Annotated in this window: 15 protein-coding genes; 8 read left to right on the forward strand and 7 right to left on the reverse strand. The window is 48.3% G+C overall.

The annotated features are described in order from the left end of the window. Window positions 1–102 precede the first annotated feature (102 nt). Genes potA through HP555_RS11135 form a run of 4 tightly spaced genes read left to right on the forward strand, consistent with a single transcriptional unit; the run spans window position 103 to window position 3,875 of the window. A complete protein-coding gene (potA, locus tag HP555_RS11120; protein WP_199262492.1) occupies window positions 103–1,224 on the forward strand; it encodes a spermidine/putrescine ABC transporter ATP-binding protein PotA in 1,122 nt (373 codons plus the stop codon). Further along, window positions 1,217–2,071 carry an ABC transporter permease subunit gene (locus HP555_RS11125; protein WP_199262494.1) on the forward strand — a complete coding sequence of 285 codons (855 nt, stop codon included), beginning with the start codon at window positions 1,217–1,219 and terminating at the stop codon, window positions 2,069–2,071. The genes potA and HP555_RS11125 overlap by 8 nt, the downstream gene beginning before the upstream one ends. Then, window positions 2,068–2,835 (forward strand): spermidine/putrescine ABC transporter permease PotC, encoded by a 768-nt coding sequence (gene potC, locus HP555_RS11130; protein ID WP_199262496.1) that lies wholly within the window; start codon window positions 2,068–2,070, stop codon window positions 2,833–2,835. Before HP555_RS11125 ends, potC begins: the two co-directional genes overlap by 4 nt. Continuing rightward, entirely contained in the window at window positions 2,832–3,875 is a 1,044-nt protein-coding gene (locus HP555_RS11135) for an extracellular solute-binding protein (RefSeq protein WP_199262498.1), read from the forward strand. The genes potC and HP555_RS11135 overlap by 4 nt, the downstream gene beginning before the upstream one ends. Before the next feature lie 111 nt (window positions 3,876–3,986). On the opposite strand, the gene HP555_RS11140 is transcribed toward HP555_RS11135, so the two are convergent. Together HP555_RS11140 and HP555_RS11145 are read right to left on the reverse strand one after the other, a co-directional pair. Continuing rightward, entirely contained in the window at window positions 3,987–5,207 is a 1,221-nt protein-coding gene (locus HP555_RS11140; RefSeq protein WP_199262500.1) for an MFS transporter, read from the reverse strand. A 68-nt stretch (window positions 5,208–5,275) separates the two neighbouring features. Then, the gene (locus HP555_RS11145; RefSeq protein WP_199262502.1) at window positions 5,276–6,172 is read right to left on the reverse strand and encodes a nucleoside recognition protein; all 897 of its coding nucleotides are present in this window, start codon (window positions 6,170–6,172) and stop codon (window positions 5,276–5,278) included. Window positions 6,173–6,503: 331 nt separating this feature from the next. Between HP555_RS11145 and HP555_RS11150 the strand changes: the two genes are divergently transcribed. After that, entirely contained in the window at window positions 6,504–8,954 is a 2,451-nt protein-coding gene (locus HP555_RS11150) for a DUF6600 domain-containing protein (protein ID WP_199262504.1), read from the forward strand. 597 nt (window positions 8,955–9,551) lie between these two features. On the opposite strand, the gene HP555_RS11155 is transcribed toward HP555_RS11150, so the two are convergent. Next, window positions 9,552–10,700, reverse strand: coding sequence for a DUF2325 domain-containing protein (locus HP555_RS11155; RefSeq protein ID WP_233249157.1), 1,149 nt, complete (start codon window positions 10,698–10,700; stop codon window positions 9,552–9,554). Between the two features lie 894 nt (window positions 10,701–11,594). Between HP555_RS11155 and HP555_RS11160 the strand changes: the two genes are divergently transcribed. From HP555_RS11160 to HP555_RS11175, 3 genes are all read left to right on the forward strand, one after another. Further along, window positions 11,595–12,029 carry a cytochrome c3 family protein gene (locus HP555_RS11160; protein WP_199262508.1) on the forward strand — a complete coding sequence of 145 codons (435 nt, stop codon included), beginning with the start codon at window positions 11,595–11,597 and terminating at the stop codon, window positions 12,027–12,029. A gap of 33 nt (window positions 12,030–12,062) precedes the next feature. Beyond that, the gene (extKL, locus tag HP555_RS14245; protein WP_269846844.1) at window positions 12,063–13,418 is read left to right on the forward strand and encodes a multiheme c-type cytochrome (seleno)protein ExtKL; all 1,356 of its coding nucleotides are present in this window, start codon (window positions 12,063–12,065) and stop codon (window positions 13,416–13,418) included. 108 nt (window positions 13,419–13,526) lie between these two features. Continuing rightward, entirely contained in the window at window positions 13,527–13,946 is a 420-nt protein-coding gene (locus tag HP555_RS11175; RefSeq protein WP_199262514.1) for a hypothetical protein, read from the forward strand. A gap of 8 nt (window positions 13,947–13,954) precedes the next feature. Here the strand turns inward: HP555_RS11175 and HP555_RS11180 are convergent, their stop codons facing one another. The 4 genes from HP555_RS11180 to HP555_RS11195 all read right to left on the reverse strand — a co-directional run bounded on the left by HP555_RS11180 (window position 13,955) and on the right by HP555_RS11195 (window position 16,319). Next, the gene (locus tag HP555_RS11180) at window positions 13,955–14,869 is read right to left on the reverse strand and encodes a phospholipase A (protein WP_199262516.1); all 915 of its coding nucleotides are present in this window, start codon (window positions 14,867–14,869) and stop codon (window positions 13,955–13,957) included. A gap of 146 nt (window positions 14,870–15,015) precedes the next feature. Next, complete coding sequence (locus tag HP555_RS11185; protein ID WP_199262518.1) at window positions 15,016–15,219, reverse strand: hypothetical protein; 204 nt, start codon at window positions 15,217–15,219, stop codon at window positions 15,016–15,018. Next, window positions 15,209–15,406 (reverse strand): hypothetical protein, encoded by a 198-nt coding sequence (locus HP555_RS11190; RefSeq protein ID WP_199262520.1) that lies wholly within the window; start codon window positions 15,404–15,406, stop codon window positions 15,209–15,211. The genes HP555_RS11185 and HP555_RS11190 overlap by 11 nt, the downstream gene beginning before the upstream one ends. A gap of 25 nt (window positions 15,407–15,431) precedes the next feature. After that, complete coding sequence (locus tag HP555_RS11195) at window positions 15,432–16,319, reverse strand: bifunctional 5,10-methylenetetrahydrofolate dehydrogenase/5,10-methenyltetrahydrofolate cyclohydrolase (protein WP_199262522.1); 888 nt, start codon at window positions 16,317–16,319, stop codon at window positions 15,432–15,434. Between the last annotated feature and the right edge of the window lie 231 nt (window positions 16,320–16,550).

Below are 16,550 nucleotides of genomic sequence, written 5' to 3' on the forward strand. Positions count from 1 at the left end.
TGGACATGTTTTGTTCATTATAGTAAGACGCCACACCGTCAGACAGGCATCAATGAAGCCGAACAACATCTGCCCATGGACGCAGTAAAGAGGTAACGACAGTTGACAGACAAAACGGTAGTTGAATTGCGCCGAGTATCAAAGGCTTACGGTGACGATCATGCATTGGTTGATATCTCATTGACCGTGGCTGATGGTGAATTTCTTTCTCTCCTTGGTCCTTCAGGCTGCGGAAAAACCACTTTACTGCGTTTGATCGGCGGATTTGAGCAGTGCACTGCCGGTACTCTGCTCCTTGACGGTATGGCTGTTGAAGGAACGCCTCCGGAAAAACGGGCAGTCAACACGGTTTTCCAGAACTACGCCCTGTTCCCGCACATGACAGTGTTTGACAACGTTGCCTTTGGCCTGCGCATGGCCAAAAAACCAGACGATGAAATTGTCGCTGCAGTTGCTCAGGTGCTGCATCTTGTCCAGCTGTCCGGGATGGAGCGGCGAAAACCATCGGAACTCTCCGGAGGGCAGCAACAACGAGTTGCCATTGCCCGGGCTGTTGTCAATAAACCTCGAGTCCTCCTTTTGGACGAACCGCTCTCTGCTCTTGATCATCGCCTGCGCAAGCAGATGCAAAAGGAGTTAAAACAACTGCAGCGTACCCTGGGGATCACCTTTATCTTTGTAACCCACGATCAGGATGAGGCCTTTGCCATATCGGACCGGGTTGTGGTCATGCAGAATGGGAGAATTGAGCAAATCGGCACCCCCATGGAGATTTACGAAGAGCCGGTCAACCTTTACGTTGCAAGATTTGTCGGTGACATCAACGTATTAGACGGTATCATTCAAGGAAGAATTGATCAGAACTCCTATCGGGCACTTGTGGAAGGAGCCTCTGTGCGTCTACGTAGCCATCGATCGTTCGTTCCCAATCAACCGGTGCATATCTTATTGCGCCCGGAGGACTTTCGAATGGAGCTGGAACAGGATGTCAGTGACTCACAGGAGTTGATTGCCAAATTCCAGCAGGCACGACTGAAAGGTATAGTTCGTCGCCTTTTTTATCATGGCGCCACGTATACTGTTGAAGTTGACCTTGCAAGTGGTTCCCAGGTACAGATCACTGAATTTTTTGATGAGGACAGCGATGATCTGAGTTTTCAATCAGGTGATGTGGTAACACTCGGCTGGCATGAAGGCTGGGAGGTTGTTCTACCCCATGAATGAGAGTCTCTTTTTTCGCCGGTTATTAATTGGCACCACCTGGACCTGGGTTCTCCTGCTGGCCCTTGTTCCCTATATTATCCTTCTTGGAGCCAGCTGGTTGCAACCGGGAACCGACACGCTGGTGTTGCCGACGCTGACAAAAGAAAATTACAGCCATCTGTTATCCTCAACGGCTTTCACCATAACCGCTGAATCTGTTCTGTTGGCTGCATGTACCGCTGTTCTTTGTCTGGCGATCGGTTATCCTTTTGCAGCCATCCTGGCCAATGCCCCTGCAAAACGGCAGCCATTGCTCCTGCTGCTGGTCATGATTCCTTTTTGGACCAACTCACTGATCCGCACCTATGCACTGGTCATGCTGCTCAAAGCGGATGGCCTGATCAACGCAGCCCTCATCCGCACAGGCCTGATAACCGAGCCTCTGCAGCTCATGTACACTCCCTTTGCCGTGTTCATTGGGCTGGTTTACACACTGCTGCCCTTTATGATTCTTCCTCTTTATGCGGCGCTGAAAGCTGTTGATCCCAAACTGCTTGAAGCTGGACGGGATCTTGGTGCCAGCTGGCTGCAAAATTTTTTAAAAATCACAATCCCCCTGACCATGCCCGGCATTATCGCTGGTACAATGCTGGTTTTCCTGCCGGCACTCGGTATGTTTTATGTTTCAGATATTCTCGGCGGTGCCAGAACCATGCTCCTTGGCAACTATATCCGTGACCAGTTTTTAGTCTTCCGCAACATTCCAATGGGCTCGGCAGCCAGTATCACCATGACCTTGGCCATGGGTCTACTTTTACTGCTGTACTACTTAGCCACCCGACGCTCCGGTGAGAAGGTGATGCAATGAGAAGATGTGTGCAATGGGGTTATGCCGGCAGTGTTTACCTGTTCTTGTACCTGCCACTTGCTATTGTTGCTGTTTTCTCCCTGAACAATTCCAGATATTCGCTGGCATGGAAAGGTTTCACCTTTGACTGGTATGTTAAACTGTGGAATAATACTGATCTTATGACCGCAGCTCTTCATTCGCTGGTCATTGCCGCCAGTGCCGCTACTCTGTCCACGTTACTTGGAACAGGGGCTGCCTTTATTCTCCACCACTATCGCTTCACCGGTCGTCGTGCACTGTTTGGTGTGCTTTTTGTCATGATGATGTCGCCTGATATCGTGATTGCCATTTCACTCTTATTGTTTTTTTTAGCCCTGTTCCTGCCGCTGGGGTTCATTACCCTTCTCATCGCACATACTGCCCTCTGTGTCCCCTTTGTTGCCATTACTGTTTATTCGCGTTTTCACGGTTTCCCCACCGACATCGTTGATGCGGCCCGAGACCTCGGTGCCAACGAATACCGGGTGTTCCGGCAGATTGTTCTTCCCCTTGCCGCCCCTGCAGTTATTGCCGGCTGGTTGCTCAGCTTCACCCTGTCTCTTGACGATGTCATTATCAGTTTCTTTACGACCGGCCCGGATTATGAAGTTTTACCGCTACGTATCTACTCCATGGTGCGCCTTGGCATTAAACCCGATGTTAATGCACTGTGCGTGGTGCTGATGATCATCACGGCAACCGCATTGGTTCTTACCCGAAAATTACTCAAGGAAAAAACATGAAAACGTTTCTTACTTCGGCATGCCTGATTCTTTTCATGCTCATGGCAGCTGTTTCCACCAGTTTGAGTGCAGATAAAGTGCTGAACCTTTTTATCTGGTCTGAGTACATGCCCGATGAGGTGCTGGCAGACTTTACCAGGGAAACCGGTATCCGTGTCAACATTGCCACCTATGACAGCAACGAGGCAATGTATGCCAAAATCAAGCTGGTGGGAAAAGGGTATGACCTCATTGTCCCGTCCTCAGATTATGTTGGTCTGATGCGACGTCAAGGTATGCTCAACCCGATCGATGTCGATAAAATCAGCAACTTTCAGTTCATTGCCCCTCAGTTTGTCAACCAGTCTTTTGATCCGGGCAACAAGTATTCAATCCCTTACATGTGGGGTTCAACAGCCCTGGCAATCAACACCGCCCTACTTCCTGCTCAAACAGTTCAAAAACTGGCAGACCTCTGGAAACCTGAATTAAAAGGCAGGCTGCTCCTGCCCAATGACCCTCGCGAAGTGATTGGAATTGGCCTTAAAACACTTGGCTATTCCATCAATGAAAGAGATCCGGAGCACTTGCAACAGGCCTTTGAAAAACTCAGATTACTGAAGCCGTCGATTCGAGTCTTTGATTCGGATTCCCCGAAACAGGCAATTTTATCCGGTGAGGTTGCGGCGGGAGTGATGTGGAATGGCGAAGCGTTCATTGCCAACAAAGAAAACAGTATGATTTTATATACGTATCCAGCAGAAGGGTTCAGCCTCTGGCTCGATAGTTTTTGTATACCTAAAGGGGCAGTCAATATTGACGCTGCACACCGTTTTATCGACTATATTCTTCAGCCGAAGGTCGCCGCTTTTTTAAGCCGGTCCATCGGTTACTCTTCGCCAAACGCCAAAGTCTCTGAACACCTGCCCGAAGAGATGATGAATAATCCTATTGTGTATCCCCCTGCCGAAGATTCCGCTCGCGGTGAATTCCTCGACAGTCTTGATGAAAAGACGATGAAACTGTACGAACAGTACTGGATACAGATCAAAAGCAAGTAGCCGTCCTCTTTACGGATGTGCAGCAGAACGCCGGGAGGACGGTTCGTTCAGACGGCGTTTTGCACAGAGATGAACGATCTGCCAATTCTCTGCAAAGACAGCTTGAAATATTTAATCATGGATAGTGTCCGGCTGTTCAGAGGGCTCTCCTGTCGGTTGAGAACCGATTTGAGCAACAGTCCATCGCAATCGTTGCAGACAAAATATAGCACCGAATACCATGACAATCAGGCTGCCCAGAAAAACCCTCCAGCCGAAATGCTCGTAGAATACCCCCGGGGCAAATGAACCTATGGTCCCCCCAAGATAATAAAAGGAGATATAAACACCGTTGGCTATCCCCTTTTTGCTTTTAGCCAACGTGTTGATATAACCTGAAAGCAGGGAATGGGCCATGAACATGCCGGTACAAAAGACAAACATGGCAATAAACATGGTGCGGTGATCCGGCAACATAAACCCGAGTATGCCGAAGATATACAAAAAAAGCCCGCTCATGGCCACCTTGGTTTCCGAACCAAACAGTCTGATCAGCCAACGGACATTAAGCGAAACCAGTATACCCATCACATAACCGAAGTACATGAAGCCGATACCTGTTTCACGAAAGGAGGGATTGATCGCCTTTAACTGAAAAGGCAAAAAGTTGAGTAACCCGGCAAAGACAAAAAAGACTGAAAAAATTGTGCAGTACAACCAGAAAAATTGAGGCTGCCGGACCAACGCAATGACCTCGGCCCCTGAAGGACGGCTGTACTCTAAGTTAGCGTCTTTCTCCAGGGTACGAAGAAGAAAAAAACTCCACAGCAAGAGCACGCCCAGCAAAAAAAAGAAAAAACGCCAGCCAAACAGATCAGTGAACAGTCCGGACAGGAAGCGACCGAGAAATCCTCCTAAAATAGTCGCCGCAATGTAGCGGGCAATTGCAGCCTGTACATCTTCACGACTGGCGGTAAACGATATGTAGCTGACCAATGAGGTGAGAATGGCCGGTATGGCCAATCCCTGCAGTCCTCGAAGGGCAAGTAAGACAAAATAATTATTGGTCAGACTGAACACCAGTTCAAGGACACCGAGGAAAAGGACCGCAGTTCTCACGATCAGTCTGGCCGATAACCTCTCCAGCAGAACACCGTAGAACATGGGAGCAAAACCCAACGGCAGCATCATTAAGGTTGTGAACAGGATGGCCTGAAAGGAAGTCAGCGAAAATTCGTGTTGAAAAACCGGCTGAATCGGTTGAGCCGCATACAGTGAACAGAAGGTGATGACTGTACAGAAATAGATTTTGCTCAAGGTGCCATGTGAATGAAGGGGGGTATGAATCGACACTATTGATTCCTGAAAAGTGGAGATTTTAAAAGTTGTACAGATTCACCTTGTGTCTGATACCGCTCTTATCAAGAACGAACAACACGGTCAATGGACACCACCCGAAAGACCTGCAGGAGAGTGCAGCTGATAAGAAGAGCTGCTGTGAAACGAACACCTATTATAACCCAATAGTTGGCACCAAAAAGAACAAAGAGCAACACATCTTCAACAAGTGAATGGCAAATCATCAGAAAAGTGCTGATAAAAAAAATGTCCTTGCGACTCAGAGTCCCCTGAGTGGTTTCACGAATCAAAATACCGGCGCCGTAGGTAATGCCCAGCAGTTGACCAACGATAATGGAAAAGGAGGTGTTCACTTTGGCCAGACGCTGTTGCACCCATGAACTTGCTTTCACTGCATCCATAACGACAATGATGACGCTGATCAGTACTATGATCTTGCATGACAGCACAAAAGCACTACTCGCCGAATGTACAAGCATCTGCTGAAACGAATCATGATACGGCAGTGTAATCGTCTGAGCCTGTTCTCCTGTTTTAAAAAAAGAGGTCGGCATCCATAACACCGGCAGAACCGTTACACAGGCCCCCACTCCCCTGAGAATAATGGAGTAGCCATAAGATATACCCAGCTTGGCCATGATGGCAGATTCGACAATCATCGAATGACACACACCAAGAAACACGGCAAGCACTGTCCATTGATAGGGTGTCAGTTCAAGGGGTGCAGCAAAGGCAATTCCTGCATAAATATTGAGCAAAACACCGCTGATCAGGGCCATTGCCGCTTCTCCCGGCAAATCGAGCAGTTTGGTGACCGGTGTAAACAAAAAGGCAAGAGGCGTGAGGGTACCGGTATACAGAAGAATATCAGCAAGGATGTGCAACGGTACAACAAATTTTAAAATCAATAAAGCGCTTGTTCTTGCAGATTTAAGACTGTTTTTCACATTGATATACATGAGTCCACCATGACTGGTGCGAAGTGCAGTGTATGGTCAATGCTCAAAAGCCACACACTGCCCAACGGAAAAGTTACTGTCTGTCGACAGGTAAGGTACAACTTTGTCAACAATCAGTGCAGTACCCTTTATTTTCATCATACGACAACACCTTCCTGCAGAGCCGCACGGACAGCATGCGAATACTTCAATCGCAGATCACAGTCGGCCGTTCATTGCCAACTCGAAAATAAATCCTTAAAATGTACACGGTCTGTTTCCACCCTTTTGGACGTACGCGCTACGTTCACTGACGCTCACGACAAGCTCTTCACCTTACAGGATTGGATCTATGCGTACCATTTTATACGGTTTCATACATACTCTTTTTGTTTTCATGGCCACCCTGCTGGTATCCGGAGCTGTGGAAGCTGTAACAGAGCCAAACGATATCCTTGTTGGCCGTATTTCATTTGTGGAAGGTAAACTGCTCCGCTACGTCACAGAAGACAAAGACTGGGTCATGACTGTCCAAGATGCGCCCTTTGGCCTGCAGGATGCTCTGTATTCCGGGGAAAACAGCAAGGCTGAATTCATTCTTCCAAACAGGACCTGGTTACGGGTCGGAGAGTACAGTCAAGTGCAACTGCTGACCCTGTCCGACGAGGTCACAGCAATGGATATTGCCTCCGGAACCAGCCGTTTATACAACAAAAGCCGGGATGTGGCCTGTAAAACCACCACCCCGTTCGGGTATGTGGTAGCATACGGTGGCTCGGTTTTTGATCTGTATGTCGGTGATGATTCCATGGAAGTAATCGCCATTGACGGTGCTGTTGATGTTGTTGCTCATGCCACTCAAGAAAAATACGAGGTAAGGGAAGGTGGGCCGTCACTCGTTGTCAGCAACAAAGTAACCCGGGGCAACGGCATGGTTGATGGTGTATGGGATGACTGGAATGAGGAACGCGATCGTCTCTGGTCAAAACGATTACACAGCAACACGTCCACATCGTATCTGCCGGAACCTCTCCAGGATGAATCTTATGTACTTGAAGAAAACGGCCGCTGGGAGCGAGTATATTACGAGGATGATTATCACAACATGTGGCGTCCGACCAAGGTTGAACCGGACTGGCAACCATATACCGTTGGCCGTTGGTCACTGTACTATGATGACCACTGCTGGATTCCCAACGAGCCCTTTGGCTATCTGACTCACCATTACGGCTCCTGGGTGTATATCAACTCTTTTCATGCCTGGTACTGGCTGCCGCCGGTTCGCCGGGTTGTTATCTCAACACCCCGCTTCCTGCCGGTCTTTGGCTGGTTTCCGGGAAGGGTCGGCTGGATACACCGTGGGCACTCGATCGGCTGGATCCCTTTAGCACCTCATGAGGTCTACTATGGTCATCATCCCTGGGGAAGACGCACCGTGGTGTTCAAACGTACCGCTGTTCCCGCATTGAACCTGTCAACCTATCGCTATCTTGACCAGGCGGTCATTATCCCCCGTGATTATTTCTACCGGGGAAATCGTTACACACCTCACCTGGAACGCAATATCAATCGCGCAGTTCTCATCAATACCTACCAGCCTGCCGTGGTGATCAACAGGACGGTGATGCATAACTTTGATACTGATACACGCCGCTTCACTTTGACTGACACCAGAATAAACCGCAGGCCGCACAATGTTGTGGTTGACCGCATTCGCAACAATCAACAGTTTATTCGAAATACACCGCCGTCTAATCGAGGGCGTATTACCAGCGAGCTGGGGCAAGTGACCACAGGTGCCCCACCAATGTCAACACCACCCGGCAACAGCCCGCACCTGACCGGAAAACTTGTTCCTGCTCAAAACGCCACCAAACCCTGGTCGGCATATGCTGCACCAAAGGTGTACATAAAACCTCAGGAAAGGCAGAGGTCACTTTTCACAAGGGATGGACGGAATCAGCAAACGATTATGCCGGAAAACCGCCAGCATGGACAGTTGACCGTACCGGCAAATAACCGATCATCGGAACGAAACATAACCCCAGATAGAGCTGATACATCTCGACCAATACCTGTTAGCCGTACCTGGTCCCCCTCTCCTTCAAAACCATCACCTGCAGTGGGCAGTGCCACAACAAAACCAGCTGATTCATCTCAAAAACAACCAAAGAGGCATCCTGCTGCTGGTCAACAAGTACAGACAGGAAAGAGCCCACAAGTACAAGATAATCAAAGACCCACCTCTTCTTCCGCATCAGCTCCTGCAAGACACTCCCTGCCTGAGTCAACTACCCAGCCACCGCAGCGATCATGGAGCCGGCAGGCAGGACAACCCGAAAACGTTTATCAGCAACCTGCTGAACAAATACGCCGACCAGTGGCCACTTCACCACAGGTGCAGGAGCGCAGGCAAACGTTGCAAAAACCCTCTACCATCCGCGGAGAAGTCAGGCCATCCGGCAATGAGGTGCGACAGGGGCAGACCAGCCGGCACCAGATGCAGCGTCAACAGCAGCCGGTTCAGCGCCATGAGACCGTTACCAACAATCAACAACAAGAGATGGCCAGGCGCCAGCAATTGGAGCAACAACGGCAACAACAACAGGAGACAACAAGACGGCAACAGCTGGAGCAGCAGCGGCAACAACAACAGGAGACAACAAGACGGCAACAGCTGGAGCAGCAGCGGCAACAACAGGATATGAGCAGACAACAACCAGAACCACAACGACAGTGGGAAGGAAGGCAACCAAGCCAGCTACAGCCGCAGGGAAGACAACGGCCACATCGGGAGAGATAACAGTTTTCCCGGGGTCAAGATCTCTTCACTATTCTAAAATAGGATATTCAATCAGGTGCCCGGAAGACAAGCAGTCTGCTGTTCCCACTGATATAGTGGCGACTCAACTGTTTCGGCACCGGTTGAATCGATCAAGAAAGCTTTGACAGTGATCAAATGAACCAAAAAGACAAACTGATGTCGTATCTTTCAGGCGGGAAGAGCCGGTAGCATCAGCTTTTGTTGTATGATGGTTTGTTCAGCCGGTTTCACAGAAACCTGTGATTGACAGGCTTAAGGCCAAGAATAAAAGGAAAGTTTCAACTATTGCAGATCCTCGATATGGGATGCATTGCTGCTCAGCACATCTTCATTGTCACTCTGTTGCGGTACGTTTTCTTCAGATAGCGGGGAACGTCGGTCATGTCACAACCGTGTGCAGATTTTCCAGTTCCCAGCGCCGGTGATCTGCCGCGGTATGGTCTGCATGCACCGGTCCGGGCGTATTAACCGGCAACATTGACGTGAAGATCACCGTTGTGATGGCTGTATCAACCTGTGACGCAAGTGAACATGCAGGAACTCCTCTTGCAATGGCTGCTCTTAATATTGTTGTGGTTACTGGGTAATCTCATTCAGCCCTTTAGCCAGGGAAGAAAGCCCGGCACTGCGCATGAGTACAAATGGCTTTTGATTACGTTTACACATTTTCTTGATGCACTGGCAGGCGTCGTGACTGATGCAGTCCAGAGGACAAAAGACAGCGTCTGCCGTATTAAGCAGTTTTGGCAGGATGCTTCTCGAGCATTCCACCCCGCCGTCATGATGAAGAAAGCGCCCGCCGGATTTCTCCACCAGCTGACGATAATGTGGTACCATTTTGTTCAGTCCTCCAACATAGAGGACCGTTTTTCCGCATAAATTTAAACCTGGACAATGTTCTGTGTTATGATCTTTGCACTTAGCGCAAGAAACTTCCTGGATGGCATGAATGAGCATCTGTTCAAGACTTTCGATCTCCCGCTCCTGCTCAACCTCTCGTCGCTCCTGCCTGCACAGTGCCGCCTTCAGTTCCTCTACCTGTGCAAGTGCTGCTGAGCGTTCAAGCCTGACTGCTTCAAAGTTTCGGACCGTTTCATCCAACTCTCCGCAGAGCGAGTTGTTCATCTGTCGAAGGTCGGCAATCTTTTGCACATTGGCCTCATCGGTGCCTTCCGATGCAGCTGTTCGTAGTTGCCGGTGGAACCGGTCCGCAGTGTTGCGCCATTTTTGATTTTCATCGATCAAAGCTTTGTTGATTGCAGCCAATTTCCTGGCCTGGTCAAGATCCGCAATCAGTTCTCTCTTTTCTTTCCGGTAGATTTGACGCTCGGAACCAAGCACTTCTTCGAGCAGGCGGATTTTATTTTCCTGTTGCCGGGCATGCAGCATTCTAGGGCGGTAATTACACAGAAAATCATGGCTGAGCATATGCAAATCCCTGTACAGCGTGGCGACAAGCTGTTCGGATGCATGCGGATGGCTGAGGATGCCCCACCAGGCACTGTCCAGCCATCCTTCCGCAACATCTTTCTCCCAAAGGATTTTCAACTCTTCGTCTGAAACCGCCTTGAGATAGGGCTTGATCGCTGTTCTGTATTTACGCTGAAAATATTTTTGCAGGGCCTTCCCGGGCAGATCGGTTCGATCGGAAATAGCAATGAAACGTGAATGCAACTGATAATCACTGAGCTTGCTTTCGATGCTGAATACCTTTTTTTTGGCCAATGTCCTTAATTCAAGGCGATTGAGACAGGTGCCTATGAGAGAACATTTATAGCAATTTTGGATCTCCCATAGTTTCTTTTGCACTCCCGGCCCCTCCTCTATGGGCATCTGAACTGAATATATTCCTCGTTTGAATCCGGGTGAAGATAAAGAGATCGAATGCATATTTCGTTACCTTTCATTTTATTTGAAGAGTCTACATTCAACGACGACAAGATGTTTGCATGGTCAGGTTTCCTCTTTCGGGAGATTCAATATAGCGAAAATAAACACGCTGACAAGTGTTTTTTTAGACTATCCTAAATTTATTTGGAAACACTACGTGAAGCGGCGGAAAATATTCGCTATTTACCTGGAGCTACTCTCAATCTATGTGAAATTACGTAAAAAATAACTGGGATCAAGGTGTGCCAGGATCGACTTTGTTCTGAATAATTTCGCATGACTGCACGATCGGCTTCGGATATGGTTATGCGAAACTCCATGAAAAACAGATTTTCATCCTCAATGCGCCGACAGAAAAAAATGTCTGGTTGATGATAAATTTGTCATATTTTCCTGTTGATGAAACAACAGGGCGTTGATGGTCCGCCGCAGCGGACCCGTTGAGACGAAAAAATACAAGATATTAAAGATTCCTGCAACTTATCGAGCAATCTCAAGGATGGTTCAAAAAGGAGTCGGTTTAATAACAGCTGACGCGCTTTCGTACCGACTAAACATTAATGTTACTTGTTCATATGGATACGGTTTTGATTGACAACTATATATTTTATAAAATATAACGAAAAAATTATTAATCCGGAGCCTCGCAAAGAGACACGGCCAACTCAACAGCCGGGATAACAAACAGAAATATTCTAAAAACACAGTTCCGTGACAAGGAAGTTCAGCATGCACCGAACATTCGTTTTTTTGCTTTTATTCGTTTTTTTATTTAGCTTGCAAAAAATAACCGTGGTTTCAGCCGATAACACCGAACCTCCTGTTCAACCAGCATATACAGGACCGGAATCTGTCATTATCCGATCAACCGTGGATGTAGAGGAAGTCCCCAAGCCGGCCTACTTACCTCACAAAAAACATCAATGGCTGGAATGCTATGGATGCCATCACGGCGTGGGACCTGACGGCAAGAAGAGCGATGCTAAATTTGGATTTAAAATTGAGAAATGTGAAACATGTCATAACAGCACAAACGAATTGCCGATAAAAGTTGCAACACTCAAACGAGCCAGTCACAGGTTATGTCTGGGATGTCACCAGAAACAAAACAAGTTACTTGCACAATGTGATGTGTGTCACAAGGCACCAAGTGAACGACACTGATCAATAATTTATCGAAACAAAACAGGAGGATGGATGATATTTTATAAAAAGATTTTCACTGTCTTTGTTTTAGTATGCCTCCTGGATTATTCAGGAACAGTGTTTTCTGAAACCACAGACAGCGTCCCGATCGTTACGAAGACAACAGAATCTTCATCAGAGCCCAAGGCAAAAACAATTGCAGAACTGGCCGCTCGGTACGATTCGGCTCCATGCATGGATTGTCATATGAATGTTTATGACGAATGGGAAAAATCACTCCATGCGCGATCAATCTTCGGCCCTGAAAAAGTCGGCAGAACAGCGGCAACGTTTAAAACATTCATTGAAAATGGACTGAAGGAATGGCCCTACTCAGGAGTGAAAACACCGGAAGATGTGCAGATCAAGCATCTTATGCTGTGTGCAAAATGTCATCTTCCCCAACTCCAGGAAGCCGAAGAGAGTGTTGCCAAGGAACTGGTCGAAACTATTTATGCATACGTGGATGATCCGGACGACGAGGAGGCAAAAGAAGCCCTGGAATCATTGAACATCGGTTGCATGGTATGTCACAATCGCAACGCAATCACACATAAGTGGACAGATGGGACACCGGAAAAAGGTGTTGTGTATGGCAGCAAAGATGATGTCCATATGGATGACAAACATCCTTTCCTGAAAAAAAGCCCAATCATGAAAGAGTCCATCCAGTGTGGACAGTGTCATGGTTTAGGGCCAAATTTTGAGCTCGAGAACCCTACCCAGTGTGCCACACTCTACGGAATTCACCTCTACACCTATATTCCTGATGGCGGCCAAGAGACCTGTCAGGAGTGCCACATGAGAAAAAGTGGGCTGGGTCACAATATCCAAAGTTATCGTGCTCAGGAAATGGTGAAAATGGCCCTGGATGTTCATGTTGAAGCCAAGGCATATCAATGGCGCGACGTGACAACAACAACTCCAGAGGCGCATGTCATAGTCGAACTGACCAACAAAGCCGGCCATGCTATTCCCGATGGCTGACCGACCCCAAACCGAGTGGCACTGTATGTGACCGCAAAAACAAAAGATGGAAAGGAATTTTATTCTGAAGAAAAAATTTTCATGCCGATTCCACAGCAAATGGGTCGGGGTGATAAGATGGGTCGGGGACCGTACGAAAAGAGTGGATTAATTCGTGACACCAGCATACCTCCTCTTCGAACCCTGAAAGAAGAGTTCACGATTCCGGTATACACGGAAGGCGAGAAAGACGGAAAGATTCTAAGAAATATTATTGCCAATGACTTTATCGTCGATGTTGAGGTCTGGTATCTGCCCTACGGTAAAAAGGATGACCCTGGTAATGCACAAAAATGGTTCGCAACGTCCAAAACGTTGCGTATAGAAAAGGGTGGAAAGTAGGGTGAATCGCGCGATCCGGTAAGCAAAATCCAATCAACTGTCACAACAGATTGTAGAAGGCCAGTTCCTGGCTGCGGCATCAAAGCACAACCACCTGCAAAGAGCGTCATGGCGAAAGCGAACCTGACGCTCTTTGCAGAAAAACATGAACAACAGAAAAAGTCCGCACACTGGAAAGAGAGCACAATTACAGGGCGATCAACAACACACCTCTTCTTCCGTATCAACCCCATCGATACAGCCCCTGTCCAAGCCAACTACCCCCCTCTACCCTGCCGTCGCATAGCGAAGCCAACAGCCACTTTGAGAGAGAACAGTCTTCCCGGAGCCAGCTCTCTTCATCATCCTAAAAAAGCTATTCAGCTAAATGCCCAGAAGGTAAGCGGTCTGGCTGTTCCCTATTGGTATACCAGCAACTCAACTGTTTCGGCACCAGTTGAATTGATCAAGAGAGCTTTGGCGGTCACGATATGGACCAAAGAGACGGATTGGCGGACTATCTGCCAACAGGAAAAATTTGCAGGTTGAACAGCACATTACAACCAGTCAACCAACGACACGCCGATGCCGATACGATTAACATAGTGATTATAGTCGATTAGACTCTCACCATAGCCTGTGAAGTACTGAACATAGCCGCGTAAAAACGGCCAGTTGCCAAAAGGAAAACTCCAGCTCACCTGCAATGTTCCTCGCTGGAAATCAGATTCCAGTGCATTCCGGGTCATGAGGCTGAAGGTATGGTCATCCCATTTATAGGCGGCACTGATCTCATAATGCCCCAAATATCTGGTGATGTCGGGATTATCATCACTGTTTGTGCCTTCTGGTATTCGATACCATGGCATAAAGGTGAGGCCCAGATCCCCTACTTCAAACGTCATGCCAGCAAAAAGACGGTTCCAGCTGCGTGAGAGTTCACCGCTCTGCCCATTGGACTGATGGTTAATACCAAAAGAGTTGCTGGAATTGACAATACCAAACGCTTCCCAGCCGGGTTTAAACTGCACCCATGCCTCTGGTTCATGGTTCGTCTCACGAAAGGGTGACGAAATATCCCTGTTGTACACCTGCCAGAAACTATGATTTGTGTAGGCAGCATACACGTCCATGGTATTGTCAAACAGCCCTACCATCAGTGGTGTCTTAATGCTGATCTGAAACTGTGTCTCGATCCAGTCAAATGCATAAGAATCGTCGTTCTTACTCTGTTGATGGTAGGAGGAGTTATATCCGTGCGAATTGTAAACAAAGGCCAGAATATAGTTGGGCCTGTGAGGCATAATGCTGAAGGGCCGGAATATATTTTTTTGCTCCTGAACAAGTCGTTTTTCAACGGCTCCCGGCACTTCAGGGACTGTCTGTTCATCCGTTTGTATGCTCGACAGGCAGTGTTGGCGTAACTCGCCGACTGTCATGGTGTCTGAAGCTGTTCCCAGCTGGGTTCGCATACAGTCCTCAAGCTGATCAGCACAAACCCAGGGCACCGCTCCAATGGTTGTCATCATAAAAACAGAGAAAACAGACCGCAGCAGATGGCGTATATCAGAAAAATATCGGGAGTTCATTGTCAGTACAACAGAGTGTTGCGTTGATTTTAACGACGATTGACATTACAAGACTGTACCTGCGCAATCACAAGTGCCAGCTGTTCAAAAAAGAGCGCTGCCGGCGCATCAGCAGGATCATTTTTACAACGATCTTCAAAACGAACAAAAAGATGCGTCAGCACCTGATACGCCTGATCCTCTTCAATTGAGCCTAATAGTTCCCACAGATCGAGCAGCTGATCATCCCCCATTTTCTCCGCCCTCCTCACTTTCCGCAGTGGATTGAATATCCGGATCAGGTGAATCTTCAAAAACAGAGCCGACTCCACAGCAGGCCGGGCACTCTTCGCGGGTCACGAAAAACCGGCTTTCACCCTGAAAAAAACCTATTTCACCACTACCGCCGCACGTGTTGCACACCTTTTTATCTGTCTTCATAATGCATCATGGTTTGAACGTTGGGTTACAACAGGCCAACAGCCTGCTTGGCAGCCTGTACGGTATTTTTCATGAGCATGGTAATGGTCATAGGTCCAACCCCGCCCGGTACCGGAGTTATAGATCCGGCCTTATTGACCACATCAGCAAAATCAACATCGCCGGCCAGGATGGCCTTGCCGCCGGCGGTTTGGCCGATTCGGTTGACGCCCACATCAATGACAACCGCGCCCTCTTTAATATGTTCGGCCTTGATCATGTTGGCAACTCCGGCGGCAACAATGAGGATATCGGCTCTCCTGGTATGAAAAGCCATATCGCGGGTCCGGGTGTGGCAGACCGTAACAGTGGCGTTACCGCCCGGTCGTTTCTGCAGCATCAGGTTTGCGATCGGCTTGCCCACAATGTTTGATCGCCCCACGATCACGACTTCGGCACCGGATGTACTGATATTCGTCCGTTCCAGCAACTCAAGGATACCCTGCGGCGTACAGGGAAGAAGGCAGGGTTCACCAAGCATCAGCTTGCCGACATTGACCGGATGAAAACCATCCACATCCTTTTCCGGAGAGATGGCAAAGAGGATGTTGGCCTCGTTTATATGAGACGGCAATGGCAACTGCACCAGGATACCATGGAAAACAGAATCGCGGTTACAGGTGTGCACGAGCTGCAGCAGTTCACTTTCACTGGTGTGTGCAGGCAAGGTGATCTGTTGAGAGTGGATGCCGAGAACACGTGCCGTCGCATTTTTAGCACGGACGTAGGACTGTGAGGCCGGATCATCACCAACCAGGATGGTCACCAGCCCGGGGATCAGGCTGTGCTGATCTTTAAGGCGACTGACTTCAATGCTTATTTCGTCACGGATGGTGGCAGCAATAGCAACACCACTGATCAGGGTAGCCGGCATAATTTTATTCACACCACATTAAGGGAAGGGAGCTGAAGGCGATAACTGTTTTGAGAAAGTTACCCTATCACAGCATCGCATTTTTGCAAGTTGAGACTACGACAAACCACTGGAATTTCCGATCTCTATCTGCGGATGCTGCCGATGTTTGTTGCGCTAACTGGAAAGTTGTCGCATCAGATGGACAAAACTGTCTGTCGTTGTTGCGAATCCTGATCGTTTATCGCTGTT

It is taken from the genome of Desulfobulbus oligotrophicus (genome assembly GCF_016446285.1).
Classification (GTDB): domain Bacteria; phylum Desulfobacterota; class Desulfobulbia; order Desulfobulbales; family Desulfobulbaceae; genus Desulfobulbus; species Desulfobulbus oligotrophicus.